This window comes from Streptomyces sp. NPDC003284, assembly GCF_053589675.1.
Window position 1 is genome coordinate 70,382 of sequence record NZ_JBSFSI010000028.1, and the last position, 20,111, is coordinate 90,492.

Sequence of the window (20,111 nt, forward strand, 5' to 3'; positions counted from 1 at the left end):
ACGTTCAGATCAGCTCAGAAAACTAACACCGCTCTCTGTGACAAAGGGCCCCCGATCCGTGCTTTTACGGACGTGACAATCAGCACCCGCCGTCAAGTGAACCGACGTCCGGGGCCGGTTGAGGGTTGCCGTGAGCCGATAAAGTGATATCACTTAGATAAGCAGATGCTTTCGCGTTCCGCTCCATCCTGGCTGTTCCCATCTGCTCCTGACGTCCACGAGAAACGGGGGATCCACCATGTCCGCACCCACCCCACCCGCGGTGACCACGGCAGACGCGCCCGAGATGCCCGCGCCGCGGGTCCGGGAGTTCACCGCGCACAGCATCAAGGGCGGCCTCGCCCTGCTGCTCGGACTGCTCGGGCTGTTGATCGCCGGTGCGCTGATCCCGGCCGGCGCCGCCGTGACCGGCACCGGCGCCAAGGCCGCGCTGATCACCGTCGGCGTGCTCGTCGGCGTCGCGGCGCTGTTCTCCATGTGCGGGCTGAACACCGTGGCGCCGGGCGAGGCCCGCGTCGTCCAGCTCTTCGGGCGCTACCGGGGCACCATCCGCGAGGACGGCCTGCGCTGGGTGAACCCGCTCACCTCCCGGGAGAAGATCTCCACCCGGGTGCGCAACCACGAGACCGCTGTACTGAAGGTCAACGACGCCTACGGCAACCCGATCGAGCTGGCCGCGGTCGTGGTGTGGAACGTCCAGGACACCGCGCAGGCGTCCTTCGAGGTGGACAACTACCTGGAGTTCGTCTCCACCCAGACCGAGGCCGCGGTCCGCCACATCGCCATCGAGTACCCCTACGACGCCCACGACGAGGACGAGCTGTCGCTGCGCGGCAACGCCGAGGAGATCACCGAGAAGCTCGCCGTCGAACTGCACGCGCGCGTGGAGGCCGCCGGTGTGCGGATCATCGAGTCCCGCTTCACCCATCTCGCGTACGCTCCCGAGATCGCCTCCGCGATGCTCCAGCGCCAGCAGGCCGGCGCGGTCGTCGCGGCCCGGCGGGAGATCGTGGACGGCGCGGTCGGCATGGTCGAGGCGGCGCTCAGCCGGATCGCCGAGCAGGACATCGTGGAACTCGACGAGGAGCGGAAGGCGGCGATGGTGTCGAACCTGATGGTCGTGCTGTGCGGGGACCGGGCGCCCCAGCCCGTCCTCAACACCGGGACGCTCTACCAGTGACCTCCGCGACGGATCCGTCCGAGGGAGCCGCCCCCCGGCGGCGGCCGCAGCAGCGCAAGCAGGTGCTGCTGCGGCTGGACCCGTCGGTCTACGACGCGCTCGCGCGCTGGGCCTCCGACGAGCTGCGGTCGGCCAACGCCCAGATCGAGTTCCTGCTGCGCCGCGCCCTCGCCGAGGCGGGCCGCCTGCCGGGCGAGACCGGCCCGCTGCCGCGCCGCGGCCGCCCCCCGCGCAACACCCCGCCGCGCCCGCAGTAGCCCTCCGGTTCCGCTCGGGGCCGTACCCCTTCCCGATAGCGCCCGCCGCCCGTAGCGGAACCGTGACAATAGGCCCTGACCTGGGCTTTCACCCCTTCGACCACCCTTCCAAGATCCTCTACACACTGGGCGTATACATGGTGTGTATACGCGGTGTGTAGAGTGCTCCGCATGTCCATCGGTCACACCCTCCTGGGTCTCCTGGAGTCCGGGCCACGCCACGGCTACGACCTGAAGCGGGCCTTCGACGAGACGTTCGGTCACGACCGGCCGCTGCACTACGGCCAGGTCTACTCGACGATGTCGCGGCTGCTGAAGAACGGCCTCGTCGAAGTCGACGGGATCGAGGCCGGCGGCGGCCCCGAACGCAAGCGCTACGCCATCACCGAGGCCGGCATCACCGATGTCGAGCAGTGGCTGGCCACCCCCGAGAAGCCCGAGCCGTACCTCCAGTCGACCCTCTACACCAAGGTCGTCCTGGCGCTGCTCACCGAGCGCGACGCGGCCGACGTCCTCGACACCCAGCGCAGCGAGCACCTGCGCAGCATGCGGATCCTCACCGACCGCAAGCGCAAGGGCGACCTGGCCGACCAGCTGATCTGCGACCATGCCCTGTTCCATCTGGAGGCCGACCTGCGGTGGCTCGAACTCACCGCCGCGCGCCTCGAAAAACTCCGTGAGGCGGTGACCCGGTGACTCCTCCCCCCGGCTCCCTGTTGTCTGCCGAGAACCTGTACAAGGCCTACGGCGCCACCCCCGCGCTGGACGGCGCCGACTTCTCCATCCACCCCGGCGAGGTCGTCGCGGTGATGGGCCCCTCCGGCTCCGGCAAGTCCACGCTGCTGCACTGCCTGGCCGGGATCGTCACCCCGGACTCGGGTTCGATCCTCTACGACGGCCGTGAGCTGTCCACCATGACCGACGCCCAGCGCAGTGCGCTCAGGCGCTCGGAGTTCGGCTTCGTCTTCCAGTTCGGCCAGCTCGTGCCCGAGCTGACCTGCGTGGAGAACGTCGCCCTTCCGCTGCGGCTGAGCGGCACCCCGCGCAAGGAGGCCGAGCGCGCCGCGCTGAAGTGGATGAGCCGCCTGGAGGTCGACGACCTCGCCAAGAAGCGGCCCGGCGAGGTCTCCGGCGGTCAGGGGCAGCGCGTCGCCGTCGCCCGCTCGCTGGTCACCGGCCCGCGGGTGCTGTTCGCCGACGAGCCGACCGGCGCCCTCGACTCGCTCAACGGCGAGCGCGTGATGGAACTGCTCACCGAGGCCGCCCGGTCCACCAACGCCGCCGTCGTGCTGGTCACGCACGAGGCGCGGGTGGCCGCGTACTCCGACCGCGAGATCGTCGTCCGCGACGGCAAGTCCCGGGACATGGAGCGCATCGTATGACCGCCCGCCAGTGGGCCCGTGATCTCAGCATGGGCGCCAAGTTCGCCTTCACCGGCGGGCGCGAGGGCTGGACCCGGGTGCTGCTGACGGCCGTCGGCGTCGGGCTCGGTGTGGCGCTGCTGCTGCTGACCACCGCGATCCCCGACGCGCTGTCGGTGCGCCACCAGCGCGACGAGGCCCGCTCCGACTACACGTACAGCCAGAACAGGCCGGCCAAGGCCGCCAACACCTTCGTCATCTCCGACATCGACACCACCTTCAAGGACAAGGAGATCCGCGGCCGCCTGGTGGAGCCGGAGGGGCCGCGGGCCGCGCTTCCCCCCGGGGTCGGCGCGTACCCGGCGGTGGGCGACATGGTCGTCTCCCCCGCGCTGAAGAAGCTGCTGGAGTCCGGTGACGGCGAACTGCTGCGCAAGCGGCTGCCGTACCGGATCGCCGGGACGATCGGCGAGGACGGGCTCATCGGCTCGCAGGAACTCGCCTACTACGCCGGGGCCCAGGGCCTCGCGTCGTACATGGACGGCTGGAAGACGGCCCGGCTCACCGAGTACGGCTCCCCCAACCACACGCCCGAGGCGCGCGACCCGGTGCTGATCCTGCTGGTGCTGGTCGTCTTCGTGGTGCTGCTGATGCCGGTGGCCGTGTTCATCACGGCGGCCGTGCGCTTCGGCGGCGAGCGGCGCGACCGCAGGCTGGCCGCGCTGCGGCTGGTCGGCTCCGACAGCCGGATGACCCGCCGGATCGCGGCGGGCGAGGCACTGGCGGGCTCGCTGCTCGGACTGGTCTTCGGCGCGCTCTTCTTCCTGATCGGCCGTGAGGCGGCGGGTTCGGTGGAGGTCGTCGGGATCAGCGTGTTCCCCAGCTACCTCAACCCGACGCCCGCGCTGGCCGCGCTGGTCGCCGTCGCCGTCCCGGCAGCGGCGGTGCTGGTCACCCTGCTCGCGCTGCGCGGTGTGGTCATCGAACCGCTCGGCGTGGTCCGCACGGCCAAGCCCTCGCGGCGCCGCCTGTGGTGGCGGCTGGTGCTGCCGGTGGCCGGTCTGGCGATGCTCGCCCCGATGATCGGCAAGGGGCGCGGGGACGGGAACTTCAACCAGTTCCTGGTCTCCGGCGGTGTCATCCTGCTGCTGGTCGGCGTGACCGCGCTGCTGCCGTGGATCGTGGAGGCGGTCGTCGCCCGGCTGGGCAGCGGCTCGGTCTCCTGGCAGCTCGCCGTACGGCGGCTCCAGCTCAGCAGCGGCACCGCGGCCCGCACCGTGAACGGCATCTCGGTCGCGGTGGCCGGTGCCATCGCCCTCCAGATGCTCTTCGCGGGCGTCCAGGGCGACTACACCAAGGCGTCCAAGAACGACCTGGACCGGGCCCAGATCCAGGTGCAGCTCTCGCACGGGGTCGCCACCGACCCGGCCGTCGCCGACTTCCTGGCGACCCGGGGCGTGACGAGGGCGGTCGCCCTGTCGGGCGCCAACGTCAGCGCCACCTCCCACACGGCGTCCGACGGGCCCCAGCAGAGCTCCGAGGTCACCATCGGCAACTGCGCCTCCCTGCGCGAGGTGGCGAAGCTGCCCACCTGCCGCGACGGCGACGTCTTCGTCGTCCGGGGCGTCGACTACGACACCGACACCCCGGCGCTCGCCAAGTCCGGCAAGAAGCTCTTCATGGACAGCTCCCAGGGCGCGGAGCCCAGCAGCGAGGTGCGCTGGACCGTGCCGCAGGGCCTGAAGACGGTGCACGCCATCAAGGACCCCACCGGCATGGAGCACGGCGGCTTCCTGCTGACCCGCGGCGCGGTGCCGGCGGCGGTCGCGAAGAAGGCCGGCACTCAGGTCTACGTCTCGCTCGACGAGTCGGTGCGCGACGCCCGCGACCAGGTGCGCAACACCGCCGCACGGGTGGACCGGCTGGCCAACGTGACGACCTGGACGCGCAACGACGTGTCCAAGAAGTTCGCCTCGATCCGCACCGGGCTGCTGATCGGCGCGGTCTGTGTGCTGGCGCTGATCGGCGCGAGCCTGCTGGTGTCCCAGCTGGAGCAGTTGCGCGAGCGCAGGAAGCTGCTGTCGGCGCTGGTCGCCTTCGGCACCCGGCGGCGCACGCTGAGCCTGTCCGTGCTGTGGCAGACGGTCGTTCCGATCACCCTCGGACTGCTGCTGTCCCTGGCCGTGGGCCTCACCCTGGGCACGGTCCTGCTGAAGATGACGGCCACGACCGTCGGCATCGACTGGCCGAGCGTGCTGACCATGACCGGTATGGGCGCGGCGATCGCGGTCGCGGTCGCGGTGCTCAGCATGCCGCCGCTGCTGCGCATGATGCGCCCGGAGGGCCTGCGTACGGAGTGACCTCCGTCCGGCGCACCGGCGCACCGGCCCTGGGCCCCTCCCCGCACCGGGGCGGGGCCCGGGGCCGTTCTCCCGGTCAGGCCCCGGCGTCCAGGACCCGGACCGGCAGGGCGCGCAGATCGGTGCGCAGGGCGGTGGCGAGCTGGGTGTACTCGGCGGCGCGGGCGGCGCCGGTGCGCATGGCCAGGGCGATCCGGCGGGCCGGGGCGGGATCGGCGAAGTAGCCGGTGAGGAGCTGGTTGCTGCGGGAGATCTCCACCTTGAGCGCGGTGCGCGGCAGCAGGGTGCAGCCCAGGCCCCCGGCGACGAGCTGGACCAGGGTGGACAGACCGGCGGCGGTGGTGGTCACCGGGGCGTCCTCGCGCCCGGCCTCGCGGCAGATGTCCAGCGCCTGGTCGCGCAGGCAGTGCCCCTCGTCCAGGAGCAGCAGGTTCAGTTCCCTGAGGGACTCGCGGGGTATGCCCTCGCGGCCGCCGAGCCGGTGGTCGAGCGGGGTGACCAGGACGAAGTCCTCGTCGAACAGCGGCAGTTCGGTGACGCCGGGGACACCGAGCGGCACGGCGAGCAGCAGCAGGTCGAGGCGGCCGCCGGACAGCCCGTCCAGCAGGCTCGCGGTCTGCTCCTCGTGGACCTGGAGGTCGAGGTCGGGATAGCGGTCGTGGACCAGGCGCAGGACCGTGGGCAGCAGATAGGGCGCGACGGTGGGGATGACGCCGAGGCGCAGCACGCCGGTGAAGGGCGCCCGGACCGCCTCGGCGTCCTCGATCAGCGCGCCGACCTCGTCCAGGACCGCCCTGGCCCGCACGGCGAGGCGTTCACCGGCGGGCGAGAGCAGCACCTTGCGGGTCGTGCGCTCCACCAGCGTCACACCGAGGGTCTCCTCCAGGGCGGAGACGGCACCGGAGAGCGCCGGCTGGCTCATGCCGATCGCGGCGGCCGCGTCCCGGAAGTGCAGATGCTCGGCGACGGCCGCGAAGGCGCGGAGCTGGGAGAGGCTGGGCAGGGGCCTGCGCCGTGCGGCATTACCGACAGTCACTGATAACTACCTCCGATCAACACGACCGAGTGTAGCTATTTCCGTAATCAATCGAGTCTGTGCCAACATCATCGAGGTCCAACCCATGGGAAACACGAGCAATACCCGTGTTTCTTCGCTGCAAGGAGAGCGTGTGCTCACTGTCGGTGACAAGTTCCCCGAGTTCGAACTGACCGCCTGCGTCTCGCTGGAGAAGGGCGCCGAGTTCGAGAAGATCGACCACAAGACCTACGAGGGCAAGTGGAAGGTGATCTTCGCTTGGCCCAAGGACTTCACCTTCGTGTGCCCGACCGAGATCGCGGCCTTCGGCAAGCTGAACGACGAGTTCGCCGACCGCGACGCCCAGATCCTCGGCTTCTCCGGTGACTCGGAGTTCGTCCACCACGCCTGGCGCAAGGACCACGACGACCTGCGCGACCTGCCCTTCCCGATGATGGCCGACTCCAGGCACGAGCTGATGCGCGACCTGGGCATCGAGGGCGAGGACGGCTTCGCCAAGCGCGCGGTCTTCGTCGTGGACCAGAACAACGAGATCCAGTTCTCCATGGTGACGGCGGGCTCGGTCGGCCGTAACCCCAAGGAGGTCCTGCGGGTCCTGGACGCGCTCCAGACGGACGAGCTGTGCCCGTGCAACTGGAGCAAGGGCGACGAGACCCTCGACCCGGTCGCGCTGCTGGCTGGTGAGTGAGGCATGTCCCTCGACTCCCTGAAGGCCGCCGTCCCGGACTACGCCAAGGACCTGCGGCTCAACCTGGGCTCGGTCATCGGCAACAGCGACCTGCCCGCGCAGCAGCTGTGGGGCACGGTGCTGGCCACGGCCATCGCCTCGCGTTCGCCGATCGTGCTGCGCGAGCTGGAGCCGGAGGCGAAGGCGAACCTCACGCCGGAGGCGTACACGGCCGCCAAGTCCGCGGCCGCCGTCATGGCGATGAACAACGTCTTCTACCGCACCCGGCACCTGCTGTCGGACCACGAGTACGGCACCCTGCGCGCCGGGCTGCGGATGAACGTCATCGGCAACCCCGGTGTCGACAAGACCGACTTCGAGCTGTGGTCCTTCGCCGTCTCGGCGATCAACGGCTGCGGCATGTGCCTGGACTCGCACGAGCAGGTGCTGCGCAAGGCGGGCGTCGACCGCGAGGTCGTCCAGGAAGCCTTCAAGATCGCCTCGGTCGTGCAGGCCGTCGGTGTGACGCTGGAGGCGGAGGCCGTCCTCTCCGAGTGAGGGTCGCGCACACGTCCGAAGGGCCCCATCCGCTGTGCGGGTGGGGCCCTTCGCCGTCCGTACGGGCGGGCGGTGCTACGGGAGCGGCGGTCCCAGGCGCAGGGTCAGACCGTCGTCGTCGGCGCCGTGTTCCCGGACCGTCCAGGTGCGGGCGGGCAGCCGGGTGCCCGCGCGGGTGGTGTACGCCTCGACGGCGAGGGCCGCCTCGCCCGCCGCGGAGACCAGTACCTCGGCCGCCGCCTCCTCGCCGTCGGCGAAGCGCAGCCGCAGCCCGCAGGGCCGCGCGGAGGTGAGGCCGTCGACGCGCACCCGGGCGCCGGGGAAGAGATGGGTGTGGCCGACATGCGCCTCGGTCATGGGCCCCTGCCCTCCGTCCGTCCCGCGGCCCGGCCGCGCGGGGCGCGCGCTCCGGCGCGTCCGGACCCGCCGTCTCGCAGCCATCGTCACCCGGGGCCCGTCGGCGCGCACGCCGACGCTCCCGCTCCCCGGCCGCGCGCTACGTCCCCTCGGGGGCGGGCGGCAGGGTGCCCGTGGACGGCGGGGTGGTCCCGGGCGGCACGGCCGGTGCGGACGGCTCCGCCGGGGCCGCCGCGACGGGGAGGGCCGCCGGTGCCCCGGCCACGGCGGTCGCGCCCGCCGGCTGCCGCTGCGTCTGCCGCAGCGCCGCCTCCCGGGCGTACTGCCGCAGATAGCCGACCACCGTGTTGGTCACCGCCACCAGCGGCACGGCCACCACCGCGCCGCCGATCCCGGCGACCAGACCGCCCGCCGCGACGGAGAGCACCACGGCCAGCGGATGCACCCGCACCGCGCGGCCCAGGATGAACGGCTGGAGGATGTGGCCCTCGATCTGCTGCACGGCGAGGACGACGACGAGCGTCATCACCGCGGTGAACACCCCCTGGGTGACCAGCGCGACCACCACCGCGAGCGCACCGGACACCACCGCGCCGACCAGCGGGATGAAGGCGAACAGGAAGATGAACACGGCCAGCGGCACCGCCATCGGCACGTTCAGGAAGTAGATCCCGAGCCCGATGAAGATCGCGTCGATCATGGCCACGATCACCGTGCCGCGCACATACGCCGTCAGCGTGCGCCAGGCGCGCGGACCGGCCCCGGCCACTCCCGGACGGGCCGCCGCCGGCACCAGCTTCAGCGTCCACTCCCAGATGCGCCGTCCGTCGTAGAGCAGGAACAGCGTCGAGAACATGGTCAGCAGGATCCCGGTCAGGGCCTCCACGATGACCGTGACGCCCTCCAGACCGGCCGACGTTATCTGGTCGGTGTTGGCGCCGATGGCGTCCCTCAGGCTCTTGGCGATCTGGTTGATCTGCTTGTCGGTGACGTGGAAGGGGCTGTTCAGCAGCCACTTGCGCAGATCGTCGATGCCGGCCTGGATCTGGTTGGAGAGGTTGTCGATGTTCTCCATGACCTGCCAGGTCACGAACCAGCCGATCAGGCCCATGATGACGAAGCCGAGGATCGCGGTGAGCGCGGTGGCCGGTCCGCGCGGCAGCCCGTAGCGGCGCAGCCGGGCCACGGTGGGCTGGAGCAGCGCCGTGATCAGCAGCGCGGCGACGAAGGCCAGCACCACGAGCTGGACGGCGCTGATCACCTTCATCAGCACCCAGACGGTGCCGGCGAGGACGAGGACGCGCCAGCCGGCCTCGGCGGCGACCCGCACACCCCAGGGCACGGCCTGAGCGGGGTCGGGGCGGGCCGGGACGACCGTCACGTGTTCGGGTTCGGGTCCGGGTCCGGCGGCCGGTACCGGTTCGGCGGAGCGCTCGGGACCGGGCCCGGTGTGTTCCTGCTCCACCTCGGCCCGCCGCTCGTCCAACCGCTCACCCATCTCGCTCAGTCCGGCGCCGAGCCGGCCGAGCCATTGTGGAACTCGCGACATGATCCGTCCTCTTCCCCCGTCTCTGACCACCACGCCCCCTGGAGTCGTTGCGACAGACGCTACATGGCAAAAGCCCCTCCCCCTAGGACGGGGAGGGGCGGTGCGGGGTTGAGCGCGCGGGGCGGCTCAGTAGTTGTGGTTCACCATCCAGTACGACCACGCGCCGCACGGGCTGCCGTAGCGGACGTTCATGTAGTTGAGGCCCCACTTGATCTGGGTGGCCGGGTTGGTCCGCCAGTCGGCGCCCGCGGAGGCCATCTTGCCCGCGGGCAGCGCCTGGACGAGGCCGTACGCGCCCGAAGAGGGGTTGACCGCCTGGTAGTTCCAGGTGGACTCGTGGTTCACGATGTTGCTGAAGCACTGGAACTGGCCGCTCGGCACGATCTGCCGGGCGATCGCCTGCACCTGGGACACGGTGTAGGAGCCCTGGACGGGGAAGTCGGAGGCGTCCCGGGTGCTGCGGGTGGTCGCCTTCTCCTGCTCCTCCCGCTCCTTGGCCTCCTGGGCCGCCTTCTCGGCGTCCTTCTTCTTGGCGATCGCGGTCTCGGCGGCTGCCTTGCGGGCCGCCTCCTCGGCGTCCTTCTTGGCGCTGGCGTCCGCGGCGATGGCCTGGACGTCCGCCTGCTGCGTCAGGGACGCGGTCTGCACGGGGGCCTGCTGGCCCACCGGGATGTCCGCGAGGAGTGTGGCGTCGGCTGCCGTCGCCTCGACGTCGTTGTTCTGGGCGGTGCTGCCCGAGGCAACACCGACGACGCTTCCGACAGCGGTGACCGCGGTGGCGGAGGCCACTGCGAATCCCCGGACCGAGATCCGGCTCACACGGTTTCCTTCCAGCATCGCCCGCCTCGGTGACCCTGGCGGACGCGATCGTGCCCCTGGCACTGGCCTCCCAACTGCGGGGTCACGGAGGCACGGGCCCGGTGCGCAACTCCCCCTGCGGGAAGCGCCGCGTGCTGCTGCGGGCGGCATACGACGACGTTATGGAGTTGACGGTGGTGCTCAAGGGGCGCGATGCCGCTGGGGGCACAGCTGTGTCGTATGCGGGGGCCTGACAGGAAGGAGACTCTGCCGCAACCCGACGCCGCGAGGCAATTCTGCGTTGCGTGGGAAAGCTCACACCACGTTCGGCCCACGGAATATCGGGAATGGCCCCCGCACGACGGCGCCGCCCGGCTAGGCTCTCGGCCTTTGCCGGACGGCGCCGACTCCCCTGAAAGCGCCCCGGAACGGGCGAGGGGTGCGAAACAGCGTCAGATGTGCCCGTCCTCCAGCATCTCGGTCACCAGGGCCGCGATCTGCGACCGCTCGGAGCGGGTCAGGGTGACATGCGCGAAGAGCGGATGCCCCTTCAGTTTCTCCACCACGGCGACGACTCCGTCGTAGCGGCCGACCCGCAGGTTGTCCCGCTGCGCCACGTCATGGGTGAGCACCACCCGGGAGTCCGCGCCGATCCGGGACAGCACCGTCAGCAGGACGTTGCGCTCCAGGGACTGCGCCTCGTCCACGATGACGAACGCGTCGTGCAGGGACCGGCCGCGGATGTGGGTGAGCGGCAGCACCTCCAGCATGCCGCGCGCGGTGACCTCCTCGATGACCTCGCGCGAGGTGACCGCCGACAGCGTGTCGAAGACGGCCTGCGCCCACGGGCTCATCTTCTCCGCCTCGGTGCCGGGCAGATAGCCCAGCTCCTGCCCGCCGACCGCGTACAGCGGGCGGAAGACCATCACCTTCTGGTGCTGACGGCGCTCCAGCACCGCCTCCAGACCCGCGCACAGGGCGAGCGCCGACTTGCCGGTGCCGGCCCGGCCGCCCATCGACACGATCCCGATGTCCGGGTCGAGCAGCAGATCGAGCGCGATCCGCTGCTCGGCGCTGCGGCCCTTGATGCCGAAGACCTCGCGGTCGCCGCGCACCAGCCGGACGCCGCCGTCGGGAGTGACCCGCCCGAGGGCCCTGCCGCGCTCCGAATGGATCGTCAGCCCGGTGTGCACGGGCAGCGCGGCGGCCTCCGGGACCTGGACGCGGCCCTCCTCGAAGAGGACGTCCACCTGCTCGGCGGGGAGCGTCAGTTCGGACATCCCGGTCCAGCCGGAGGCGTCCGTGATGGCGAGTTCCGCCCGGTACTCCTCGGCGAGCAGGCCCACCGAGGACGCCTTGATCCGCAGCGGCAGGTCCTTCGAGACGACGGTGACGTCGTACCCCTCGGCCTGGAGGTTGCGGGCGACCGCGAGGATGCGGGAGTCGTTGTCCCCCAGGCGGTAGCCGGTGGGCAGCACGCTGGGGTCCGAGTGGTTCAGCTCGACCCGGATCGTGCCGCCGAGGTCCCCGATCGGGATGGGGGCGTCGAGGCGACCGTGCCGGACCCGGTAGTCGTCCAGCAGGCGCAGCGCCTGCCGGGCGAAATAGCCGAGTTCGGGATGGTGCCGCTTGGCCTCCAGTTCCGTGACCACGACGATGGGGAGCACGACCTCGTGCTCGTCGAAGCGGGTCAGGGCGTTCGGGTCCGCCAGCAGGACGCTGGTGTCGAGGACGTAGGTGCGCCGGTCTGGCTTGTGGCGCTTTGTGCTGGTCACCACGGAAGGACGTACCCCCTCGGATGAGGTCGGGGAGCGACGAGGTGGATGCCGGGCCGGGAGAGCGGGGGCATCGGGGCCGGTCGCCGGCCGCGATGCGCGGACCGGTGACCGGCCCGCCACGTCTTCGTCCGCGCTGTGACCGCACGGTCGGGCTGGTGCAAAGGGCCTCCCGGGCGGACGGCCCCGAGCCGCCCGCTGAGATCCGACACCCGTGGTTCGGGTGTCGGCCTGTCTGGCTTATGCCCTCGAACATGCACCGCCATGCAGGAGCACGGGACGGCGCATGGATGAACTCCTCGTGAAAACGGGTACGCGGCCTCGGGAGCGGCGTGTCGCGTCAGCCGCCGTAGCGGCGGTGGCGGGCCGCGTAGTCGCGCAGCGCGCGCAGGAAGTCGACCTTGCGGAAGGCCGGCCAGAAGACCTCGCAGAAGTAGTACTCGGAGTGCGCGGTCTGCCAGAGCATGAAGCCGGACAGCCGCTGCTCGCCGCTGGTGCGGATGACGAGGTCGGGGTCGGGCTGGGCCCGGGTGTAGAGGTGCCGGCCGATCATCTCGACGTCGACGGCCTCGGCGAGGTCCTCCAGGGAGGTGCCCCGGTCGTGGGCCTCGCAGAGCATGGAGCGCACGGCGTCGGCGATCTCCTGCCGGCCGCCGTAGCCGATGGCCACGTTGACCACTATGCCCTCGACGTCGGCGGTGGCCTCCTCAGCCTCCTTGAGCACGGCCTGCATGCCGGACGGGAGCAGGTCCATGGTGCCGACGTGGTGCACGCGCCAGCGGCCGTCGGCGGCCAGGGCGCGCACGACGCCCTCGATGATGCCGAGGAGCGGGACCAGCTCCTCCTGGGGGCGGTCGAAGTTGTCCGTGGACAGCAGCCAGAGGGTGACGACCTCGACGTCCGTCTCGGTGCACCAGCCGAGGAACTCCTCGATCTTCTCGGCACCCGCCCGGTGTCCGTGGACGGTGGTGGAACCCGCGGCCTTGGCCCAGCGTCGGTTGCCGTCCATGATGACGCCGATGTGCTTGGGCACCTGAGCGTGGTCCAGGTGGCCTTCCACCCGGCGCGCGTACAGCCTGACCAGCAGGCTGCGCAGCTTGTCGCGCAGGTTCACGTGTTCGTCAGCCCCTCCGTATGGATCGGACAGGCGCGGCCGGGGGTGTTCCCTGTCCGTGCGGCGGCCTGGTCCGTATGGCGGTCCCCGGGGGCGAAGCCTACCCCCGGCCACACCCAGGGTCCCCCAACGGGCCGCCCGCCGCCCCCGGATGCCCGGCGGCCGCGGGGCCGGGTTCCGGACAGCGGGACGGCGGCTCCGGCGGCGGGTCCGACGACGGGTCGCCGGCCGGGGGACGGCGCTCCCCGGACGGGGAGGCGGCAGGCCCCCGGACATAAAACGGGCCGGTCCGTGGGGGGGAGACGGACCGGCCCGAGGGGGGGTTTCCACCATAACCCTTCGTAAGTGATGCTGCGTGCATCAGCGCGCCACAACTACTCTCCGGATTCGCCCGGCGACGTTTCGGCAGTGATGGAATCTGCCATTCCTTACCGGATCATGGCCGGTTCACAGCGAAATCACAGGCGAAAGCGACCGAATGAGCCAGAAACCGAAGGGTTTGCGCCATCTGGGGCCCGCGTGGCGAGTCGTCCTTGCTTACCCCGCACGGGCGACCCGGGTGTTCACACCCGCTTGACGCCCGGGGCGCCTCACCCCGGGCCGGCCGGACCGGACACGGCCGCCGCCATCAGGGGGCACGGCGCCGCGCAGCCCCCTCCACTGCGCGATGCCCCTCGCGCAGCTTTGCTCGCGCGAATTTCGTTGGTCTGAACTTACGCCAGACGGAGCAGTGACGGGAGGGAAAGACGATAACGATGTGGAAACTGTGACCGGTGTGAACGGCTCCGGACCCGGTCAGAGCGGCTTGCGCGCCTCGAAGAGATGGCGCGCGCTGTACGCCACGAACGGGCCGTCCGCCGCGATCCGCCCGTGCAACTCCCGCAGCCGGTCCTCGTACGCCTCGGCCGTGAAGCCGGGGACCATCCAGACCACCTTGCGCAGGAAGTGGACGACGGCCGCGATGTCGTGGAACTCCATGCGCAGCCGCTCGGCCCGCAGCGCGACCACGTCGAGGCCGGCCGCCTCCGCCTCCGCGCGCTCCCGGCCGGGGTCCCGGGCGGTGCGGGTCTCCTCGGGCTGCGGCCCCAGGAACCACTCGACGAGTTCGAAGACGCTGGCCGGTCCCACGTGCTGGGCGAAGTACGTGCCGCCGGGGCGCAGTACGCGGACGATCTCCGCCCAGTGCGGGCGGACCGGGTGCCTGCTCGCCACCAGGTCGAAGGCGCCCTCGGCGAACGGCAGCGGCGCGGCCTCGTCGGCGGCGACCACCACGGCGCCGCGCGGGCGCAGCAGCGCGGTGGCCTTCGCCACGTTCGGCGGCCAGCCCTCGGTGGCCGCGAGCAGCGCCGGGACCCGCGCGGCCCGCCCGAGCGCGAAGTCGAACACCTCTCCGCCCCCGGTCTGCACGTCGAGCACCGCGTCCGCACCGGCCAGCCGGTCCGCCAGCGACACCGCGTACCCCCAGGAGGGCCGCTCCTCGGTGGCCCGCCCCGCGAACCACGAGAAGTCCCACCCCTCGGTGGGCACGGCGGCGCCTTCGGCCACGAGGTCCTCGAACGAGCGGGAGCAGGTGTGCGGGAGGGGGTTCGGGCGGCGGGGGTCGTGGTCCGGTGTCATGACCGCGATCTTCTCAGGAGGGGGCGCGGTTCGCCGACCGGTTCACGGGGAGCGGGGGGCGGGGAGCGGGGGGCGGTGGCGGTCAGGGCACCAGCGGGCGCACCTCTTCGGCGGTGAAGCGGAGGAAGCCCTCGGGGTCCGGTTCGTCGGCCGTGGGCTGGAGGACCACCGTGTCCGCACCGGCGTCGGCGAGGGCGCGGACGGCCTTCGCCACGGCCTGCGCGTCACCGGCCACTCCCAGGTCGGGGACGGTGTCCACGCCTTCGTTGGCCAGTTCGGCGCGCAGGCGGCGCAGGGCGTCGGGGCCGGTGGTGGTGAGGAGGTTGACGACGACGCGGTGCGGCCCGGTGCGGCCCGCCGCCTCACGCCCCTCGTCGATGAGCCGACGGGCCCGGCGGACGCCCTCCGGCGAGGTCGCGACGGTGAGGATCGTGCCGTCGGCGACCTCGCCGGACAGCCGCAGCGTGCGCGGCCCGGTGGCACCGGCGAGGACCGGGACCTCGCTGCCCGGCGGCGGGGGCCAGTCCAGGGCCACGTCGGTCAGCCGGACGTACCGGCCCTGGGTGGTGAGCCGCTCGCCGCCCAGCAGGGCGCGCAGCGCGTCCACGTACTCCCGCAGCAGGGTCATCGGGGACTCGACGCGCGCCCCGGCCTGCTCCATCCAGTCCTGCACGCCGTGCCCCACCCCGAGGAGCGCGCGGCCCGGGAAGAGCCGGTGCAGCGTGGCCGCCTCCATCGCGGCCACGGCGACATTGCGCAACGGCACGGGGAGCAGGCCGACGCCGACCCGGACCCGCTCGGTCCAGGCGAGCGCGGCGGCGGCCGTGGAGATCCCGCCCTCCAGGAAGCAGTCCTCCCACAGCCACAGCTCCTCGATGCCCGCGTCGTCGGCGAGACGGGCCATCGACCGCAGTCGCTCGGGGGGCAGTTGGGGACGGAAGACAGCGCCGAGAACGGTCATGCGGGGTTCCTCCCCAGGGACTTCGCGGCTCATGCCGTCCGCGGCGCGAGGTGTTCCCGTCAGGCCGCGGCGGCTCCCAGGAGGACGCCTGTGCACGCCCCGGCGAGCATGAACGGGCCCAGCGGCATCGTCGCCCCGCGCCCCGCCCGGCGCAGCAGCACGAGGCCGAGACCGTACACGGCGCCGTAGAACAGCCCGGCGAAGCCGCCCGTGATCAGCACCGGCCAGCCGTACCAGCCGAGCAACGCCCCGAGCGACAGCGCCAGTTTGACGTCGCCGAAGCCCATCCCGGACGGGTTGACGAGGAAGAGGACGAAGTAGGCGGCGCCCAGGGCGAGCGCGCCCAGCAGCGCGTCCGGCCAGGATCCGGCGGCGGCGGGCAGCAGCGCGGCCAGGCCCAGCAGCGCCGCGCTCCCGGCGGCGAGCGGCAGGGTGAGGACGTCCGGGAGCCGCCGCACCCGGTGGTCGACGAGCGCGAGCAGGACGCCGACCGGCGCGGCCAGCAGCCAGACCACCGCCTCCGGGCGCGGTCCGGTGGCGGCGGTGAGCGCGGCGCAGACGAGGGCGGTGGCGGCCGCGACGGCCGGGGTGCTCGGCCCGTACCCTCCGCAGGGCCCGGAGGCGGGGGCGCAGCGCGCCCGCCCCACCCAGCCGCCCAGCGCCCCGCCGAACGGATGCCCGCCGGGGCACTTTGCCCGCCACGGCGCACCGGCCTCCACCGACAGCCGGTGCGCGGCGCGGGGCACCAGCAGCCCGGCGCCCGCGCCCCACAGGGCGGCGAGGACGATCAGGAGTACGCGCACGCGGGGACCCTGGCCGGGACGGGGCTGATGAGTCTGGCGGGGCTGTTCGCCGGGCGGCTACGGTCGGCGGGGAACGTACGCGGCGCAGCGGCGGTGAGGAGGCGGCCGACGGCATGGGGACGCGATGGCGGGACGGGCGGGGCAGCCTGGTGGTGCACGGGCCCATGGACGAGCTGGGCACGGCGGGCAGGGCGGGCACGACGGGCAGGGTGGGCGAGGCCGTGGACGGGCTCGTGGTGCCGCTTGAGCTGGCCACGTCCTACCGGGCCCGGACGAAGGGGCTGCTCGGCCGGGACCGGGTGGACGGTGCGCTGCTGCTCTCGCCCGCGGGCAGCGTCCACACGTTCGGCATGCGCGTCCCGATCGACGTCGCCTACCTCGACCGGCGGCTGCGCGTCCTCGCCGTCGTCACGATGCGTCCGGGCCGCCTGGGTCTGCCCCGCCTCCGCTCCCGGCACGTCCTGGAGGCGGCGGCGGGGGCGATGGCGGGGTGGGGGCTGCGGGCGGGGGTCCGGGTGGAGGTACGGGTGTAGGTACGGGTGTAGGTCCGGGTGTAGGGGCACAGGCACGGGCGGGGTCCGTCAGCTCTGGGTGCGGGGGAAGGTGACCTCCACCCGGCGGTTCTTCTTGCGGCCGTCCTCCGTGGAGTTGTCCGCGATGGGGTAGTCCTCCGCGTAGCCGCGTACGTCGAAGGTGACGTTCGGGTCGTTCAGCTCCTGGGAGAGGACGTCCTGGACGGCGTTGGCCCGCTGCTTGGACAGGACGACGCCGTGTTCGTGGGTGCCGAGGTTGTCGGTGAAGCCGAAGACGCGGACCTGGGGGGCGTGCTGCTTCTTGATCTCCTGCGCGATGGCGTCGATACGGGAGCGGGCCTGGTCGCTCAGTTTCGCGCTGTCCTTGGCGAACAGCACCTCCGCCTGGAGCGCGAACGTCACGTCGGTGTTGGTGTCCTCGCGGCGCTCCTCACCGCCTTGGTCCTCGACGACCGACTTGATGTCCAGCACCTTGGGCGCGGCGAGGGTGGCGCCTTCCGGGAGCTTGAGGTCCGGGTCGTTCGGGTCGACCCGGACGGGCGGCGACGCGGACGCCTCGGTGCCCGGCGGGACGCTCGGATCCGTACCGTCCGCACGGACCGCCGCCGCGCCGTAGAGCTGCGCGGTGAGCAGGAGAGCGGCCGCGGCGGCGAGGACGAGGGGGCCTCGGCGGGGCGGGGTGCGGGTGGGGGTGGGGGTCTGGGTCATGGTGGCCGCCTCACCCGGAGATCTTGATGGTGCCGCTGGAGAAGGTGGGGAGTTGGAGGGTGACGTCGGTGGTGGTGGTCGGGGGGGCGGGGAACTGCATGAAGACGGGAATGGTCTGGCCCGATTCGATGGTGGTGAGATCCGTCGTGGTCAACGGCCGCCCATCGGTGTCCCGCAGCACGTAGTAGCGCTTCTTCCCCTGTGAATCCACGAGGGTGGCACCGCCGAGCGACGTCCCGTGCTTGAGGATCTCCGTCTCGTCCCCCCGGAGGGCGACCGGGACCACAGCGGACTTGCCACCGTCGTTCTTCAGGTTCCCGTTCACCGTGACGAACCCTCCGGCATCGCGCGCGGCGGAGGTGACCTGGAGGAGGAGTCCGTCGGGTCCCCGCAGTTCGGCCAGCGGAGCCTCCGACTTCCCCTCCTGGGGATTCGGGTCGGAGCCGCCTGCCTTAGAGACGGACGCCGACGCCTGGGGGTCCTTGTGGCCGTCACCGCCGCTGCCGCAGCCGACAGCCCCGAGTCCCAGGCCGACCACGGCAGCTGCTACCGCCGCCCCCCTGTAAGCCTTCGCAGTGAACCGAGTCCTCATCGCTCTGTTTCCTTCTTCACTCATTCGGCTGTCGGTCGGCCAGGTGGACGTCGAAAAGGTCCCTGGGCTCCGGGAGGTCGGTGAGGTCTTTCGGGTCCAGATCCCAGTACTTGTTGTTCTCGCACGTGAGGCGCGGCAACGTATCAGGCGGGCTGTCCGCGGCCAAAGGAACGAAATCGCAGAGCGGTTCGATCACGGCCATCGCATGCCCTTTGGAGCGCTTGTTCTCGGTGATGGGGACAACCGACTTCCCCATCGTTTCGTCGGTCTCGACGTCGACCGCGTATGCCAACGGCCCCCGGGACGTGCAGTCGAGGACGTGAGCGTGGTTCCGCTGGGCCAGTTCCTGGGCGCGCGAGCACGAGAAGTCGGTTCCCTGGGCATCCCCGTGAAAGATCTTCTCCCAGGCGTCCGGATCCAGAACGGCTTTCACCCACTCGGCGGCAAGCCGATCCCGGGTGTCCTGGGCGGCCGCGAGTGCCGCCGCGTCGGCCGCTGTCTGAGCGTTGCTCCGGTTCACCGTCGCCTGGCCGACCGCGAAGTACGCGAAAGCGAGAAAGAGCAGGCCCGCCACCACCGTGATGTAGATGGGAAAGGCCTGCCCCTTGTCGTCGCGGTAGCGCCAGGCTCGTGTCAATTGCCGACCTTGGCGATCAACCCGGTGATCTTCCCGAGAATGGTCGAGCCGATGCTGGTGCCCGTGATCGCCAGCACGATCGCCACCACCACCGCGATGATGCCCAGATACTCCACCGCCGTCTGCCCCCGGTCGCCGGTGCGGCGGCGCATCGCCGCTGTGGTGGTGTTCTTCCAGCCCTGTACGCGGACCTTGGTCGCAACCGCGGTCTTCAGCATCAGGTTGCTCATGGTGATCCCCTCCGGGTTCGGGCTCGGTGCCGGTCGCGGCAGGGGAAGGGTAGGGCGGGGCGGAGGGCCGTTCCGAGGGTCCGTGGGCCCAATTCCGGGCCCAGGTCCCGGGCGTCGGCATCCCGGGTCACCCCCGTCCCTGCGACGGGGAGTCCGGGGCCGTGCCGAGCCACTTGGCGGCGGCCTCGGCGCGGCTGGTGCTGTGCAGCTTGGCGAAGATCCGGTTGATGTGGTTCTTGACGGTCTTCTCGCTGATGAAGCAGGCGGTGGCGATCTGCTGGTTCGTCATGCCAGATGCGATGAGGTCCATGATCTCCGCCTCCCTCGCGCTGAGTCGGAACCTCGCCCTGTCGACCGGGGACGACTGTCTCACAGTCGGTTGCACTTGCGAAAGCGATTCGACAGAAATAGTGGGGAGAGCGGGAGTTGAGGCCGGAAACTCGTGTGCAATCGCATCTCCCAGACTCTCCGGCAGGGAGCCGGCCGCCGGTGCCGGGCGCTGTCGGAGCTGGTCCAGCAGGGCTCCCGCCGCCGTGGCGGTGAGGTGGGCGCGTCCGTGCGTGATGTCCCTTACGGCGTCGACCAGTTGGTCGGCGGTGAACTCGCCGTGGACCAGGTAGCCGCCCGCGCCCCGGCGCAGTGCCTCCTGGACGACCTCCGGCTCACGGCTGTAGGTGAGCATCAGGACCGGGGCGACCGGTACGAGGTACGGCAGTGCGGAGATGCCGTCCACCCCGGGCATCCGGACGTCGAGCAGGACCACGTCCGGCCGGTGCAGGCGGGTGGCCTCCCACGCCTCGCGGCCGTCGGCGGCCTGGGCCACCACCGTGATGTCCTCCCGGCCGCAGAGCAGGGCCGTCAGCCCGGCGCGGACCACCGGGTTGTCGTCCGCGACCACGACCGTCAGAGGCCGGCGGCGGTCCGGTCCGGGTTCCGGGGACGGCGGCGGGCCGGGGGGCGGGGGCGGCGTCGCGGGCGGCATCGGGGCCTCCTCTCGGGTGCGGGCGGGGTCCGGAGG

Annotated in this window: 22 protein-coding genes; 8 read left to right on the forward strand and 14 right to left on the reverse strand. The window is 71.7% G+C overall.

Annotated elements, in window-relative coordinates; translation table 11 throughout:
- Positions 1–238 precede the first annotated feature (238 nt).
- The 5 genes from ACWDYF_RS34735 (at position 239) to ACWDYF_RS34755 (ending at position 5,158) form a co-directional block, all read left to right on the forward strand.
- On the forward strand, positions 239–1,180 hold the full coding sequence (locus ACWDYF_RS34735) for an SPFH domain-containing protein (RefSeq protein WP_389473580.1): 942 nt from the start codon (positions 239–241) through the stop codon (positions 1,178–1,180).
- On the forward strand, positions 1,177–1,437 hold the full coding sequence (locus tag ACWDYF_RS34740; protein ID WP_389473582.1) for a hypothetical protein: 261 nt from the start codon (positions 1,177–1,179) through the stop codon (positions 1,435–1,437). The genes ACWDYF_RS34735 and ACWDYF_RS34740 overlap by 4 nt, the downstream gene beginning before the upstream one ends.
- Positions 1,438–1,608: 171 nt before the next feature.
- Positions 1,609–2,133 carry a PadR family transcriptional regulator gene (locus ACWDYF_RS34745; protein WP_026252091.1) on the forward strand — a complete coding sequence of 175 codons (525 nt, stop codon included), beginning with the start codon at positions 1,609–1,611 and terminating at the stop codon, positions 2,131–2,133.
- Complete coding sequence (locus ACWDYF_RS34750) at positions 2,130–2,819, forward strand: ABC transporter ATP-binding protein (RefSeq protein WP_381738314.1); 690 nt, start codon at positions 2,130–2,132, stop codon at positions 2,817–2,819. The genes ACWDYF_RS34745 and ACWDYF_RS34750 overlap by 4 nt, the downstream gene beginning before the upstream one ends.
- Positions 2,816–5,158: an ABC transporter permease gene (locus tag ACWDYF_RS34755; protein ID WP_389473584.1), complete on the forward strand. Its 2,343-nt coding sequence runs from the start codon at positions 2,816–2,818 to the stop codon at positions 5,156–5,158. Before ACWDYF_RS34750 ends, ACWDYF_RS34755 begins: the two co-directional genes overlap by 4 nt.
- 76 nt (positions 5,159–5,234) lie before the next feature.
- On the opposite strand, the gene ACWDYF_RS34760 is transcribed toward ACWDYF_RS34755, so the two are convergent.
- Positions 5,235–6,194 (reverse strand): LysR substrate-binding domain-containing protein, encoded by a 960-nt coding sequence (locus ACWDYF_RS34760; RefSeq protein ID WP_051576094.1) that lies wholly within the window; start codon positions 6,192–6,194, stop codon positions 5,235–5,237.
- A gap of 133 nt (positions 6,195–6,327) precedes the next feature.
- Here ACWDYF_RS34760 and ACWDYF_RS34765 point away from each other — a divergent pair, with 133 nt between their 5' ends.
- Together ACWDYF_RS34765 and ACWDYF_RS34770 are read left to right on the forward strand one after the other, a co-directional pair.
- On the forward strand, positions 6,328–6,882 hold the full coding sequence (locus tag ACWDYF_RS34765; protein WP_381738318.1) for a peroxiredoxin: 555 nt from the start codon (positions 6,328–6,330) through the stop codon (positions 6,880–6,882).
- A gap of 3 nt (positions 6,883–6,885) precedes the next feature.
- Positions 6,886–7,419: an alkyl hydroperoxide reductase gene (locus tag ACWDYF_RS34770; RefSeq protein WP_381738319.1), complete on the forward strand. Its 534-nt coding sequence runs from the start codon at positions 6,886–6,888 to the stop codon at positions 7,417–7,419.
- Positions 7,420–7,494: 75 nt separating this feature from the next.
- Here the strand turns inward: ACWDYF_RS34770 and ACWDYF_RS34775 are convergent, their stop codons facing one another.
- The 8 genes from ACWDYF_RS34775 to ACWDYF_RS34810 form a co-directional block, all read right to left on the reverse strand.
- On the reverse strand, positions 7,495–7,776 hold the full coding sequence (locus ACWDYF_RS34775; RefSeq protein WP_389473587.1) for a hypothetical protein: 282 nt from the start codon (positions 7,774–7,776) through the stop codon (positions 7,495–7,497).
- Positions 7,777–7,915: 139 nt separating this feature from the next.
- A complete protein-coding gene (locus ACWDYF_RS34780) occupies positions 7,916–9,325 on the reverse strand; it encodes an AI-2E family transporter (protein ID WP_389473589.1) in 1,410 nt (469 codons plus the stop codon).
- 126 nt (positions 9,326–9,451) lie between these two features.
- Positions 9,452–10,144: an aggregation-promoting factor C-terminal-like domain-containing protein gene (locus ACWDYF_RS34785; RefSeq protein ID WP_389473591.1), complete on the reverse strand. Its 693-nt coding sequence runs from the start codon at positions 10,142–10,144 to the stop codon at positions 9,452–9,454.
- Positions 10,145–10,575: 431 nt separating this feature from the next.
- Entirely contained in the window at positions 10,576–11,901 is a 1,326-nt protein-coding gene (locus ACWDYF_RS34790; RefSeq protein ID WP_381738327.1) for a PhoH family protein, read from the reverse strand.
- Between the two features lie 337 nt (positions 11,902–12,238).
- Positions 12,239–13,012, reverse strand: coding sequence for an isoprenyl transferase (locus ACWDYF_RS34795; protein WP_018565154.1), 774 nt, complete (start codon positions 13,010–13,012; stop codon positions 12,239–12,241).
- 795 nt (positions 13,013–13,807) lie between these two features.
- Positions 13,808–14,629, reverse strand: coding sequence for a methyltransferase domain-containing protein (locus ACWDYF_RS34800; protein ID WP_389473594.1), 822 nt, complete (start codon positions 14,627–14,629; stop codon positions 13,808–13,810).
- A gap of 82 nt (positions 14,630–14,711) precedes the next feature.
- Positions 14,712–15,590 carry an LLM class flavin-dependent oxidoreductase gene (locus ACWDYF_RS34805; RefSeq protein ID WP_381738331.1) on the reverse strand — a complete coding sequence of 293 codons (879 nt, stop codon included), beginning with the start codon at positions 15,588–15,590 and terminating at the stop codon, positions 14,712–14,714.
- A gap of 59 nt (positions 15,591–15,649) precedes the next feature.
- Entirely contained in the window at positions 15,650–16,393 is a 744-nt protein-coding gene (locus ACWDYF_RS34810; RefSeq protein WP_389473597.1) for a prepilin peptidase, read from the reverse strand.
- Between the two features lie 113 nt (positions 16,394–16,506).
- Between ACWDYF_RS34810 and ACWDYF_RS34815 the strand changes: the two genes are divergently transcribed.
- Positions 16,507–16,926 (forward strand): DUF192 domain-containing protein, encoded by a 420-nt coding sequence (locus ACWDYF_RS34815; protein ID WP_389473599.1) that lies wholly within the window; start codon positions 16,507–16,509, stop codon positions 16,924–16,926.
- 48 nt (positions 16,927–16,974) lie between these two features.
- On the opposite strand, the gene ACWDYF_RS34820 is transcribed toward ACWDYF_RS34815, so the two are convergent.
- The 5 genes from ACWDYF_RS34820 to ACWDYF_RS34840 all read right to left on the reverse strand — a co-directional run bounded on the left by ACWDYF_RS34820 (position 16,975) and on the right by ACWDYF_RS34840 (position 20,075).
- Positions 16,975–17,634, reverse strand: a complete 660-nt coding sequence (locus tag ACWDYF_RS34820) for an OmpA family protein (RefSeq protein WP_389473601.1) — start codon at positions 17,632–17,634, stop codon at positions 16,975–16,977.
- Positions 17,635–17,644: 10 nt separating this feature from the next.
- On the reverse strand, positions 17,645–18,226 hold the full coding sequence (locus tag ACWDYF_RS34825) for a hypothetical protein (protein ID WP_389473603.1): 582 nt from the start codon (positions 18,224–18,226) through the stop codon (positions 17,645–17,647).
- A gap of 16 nt (positions 18,227–18,242) precedes the next feature.
- Positions 18,243–18,863 (reverse strand): pilus assembly protein TadG-related protein, encoded by a 621-nt coding sequence (locus ACWDYF_RS34830; RefSeq protein WP_389473605.1) that lies wholly within the window; start codon positions 18,861–18,863, stop codon positions 18,243–18,245.
- Positions 18,860–19,093: a Flp family type IVb pilin gene (locus tag ACWDYF_RS34835; RefSeq protein ID WP_389473607.1), complete on the reverse strand. Its 234-nt coding sequence runs from the start codon at positions 19,091–19,093 to the stop codon at positions 18,860–18,862. Before ACWDYF_RS34835 ends, ACWDYF_RS34830 begins: the two co-directional genes overlap by 4 nt.
- Before the next feature lie 127 nt (positions 19,094–19,220).
- A complete protein-coding gene (locus tag ACWDYF_RS34840; RefSeq protein WP_389473609.1) occupies positions 19,221–20,075 on the reverse strand; it encodes a response regulator in 855 nt (284 codons plus the stop codon).
- Positions 20,076–20,111: the final 36 nt, after the last annotated feature.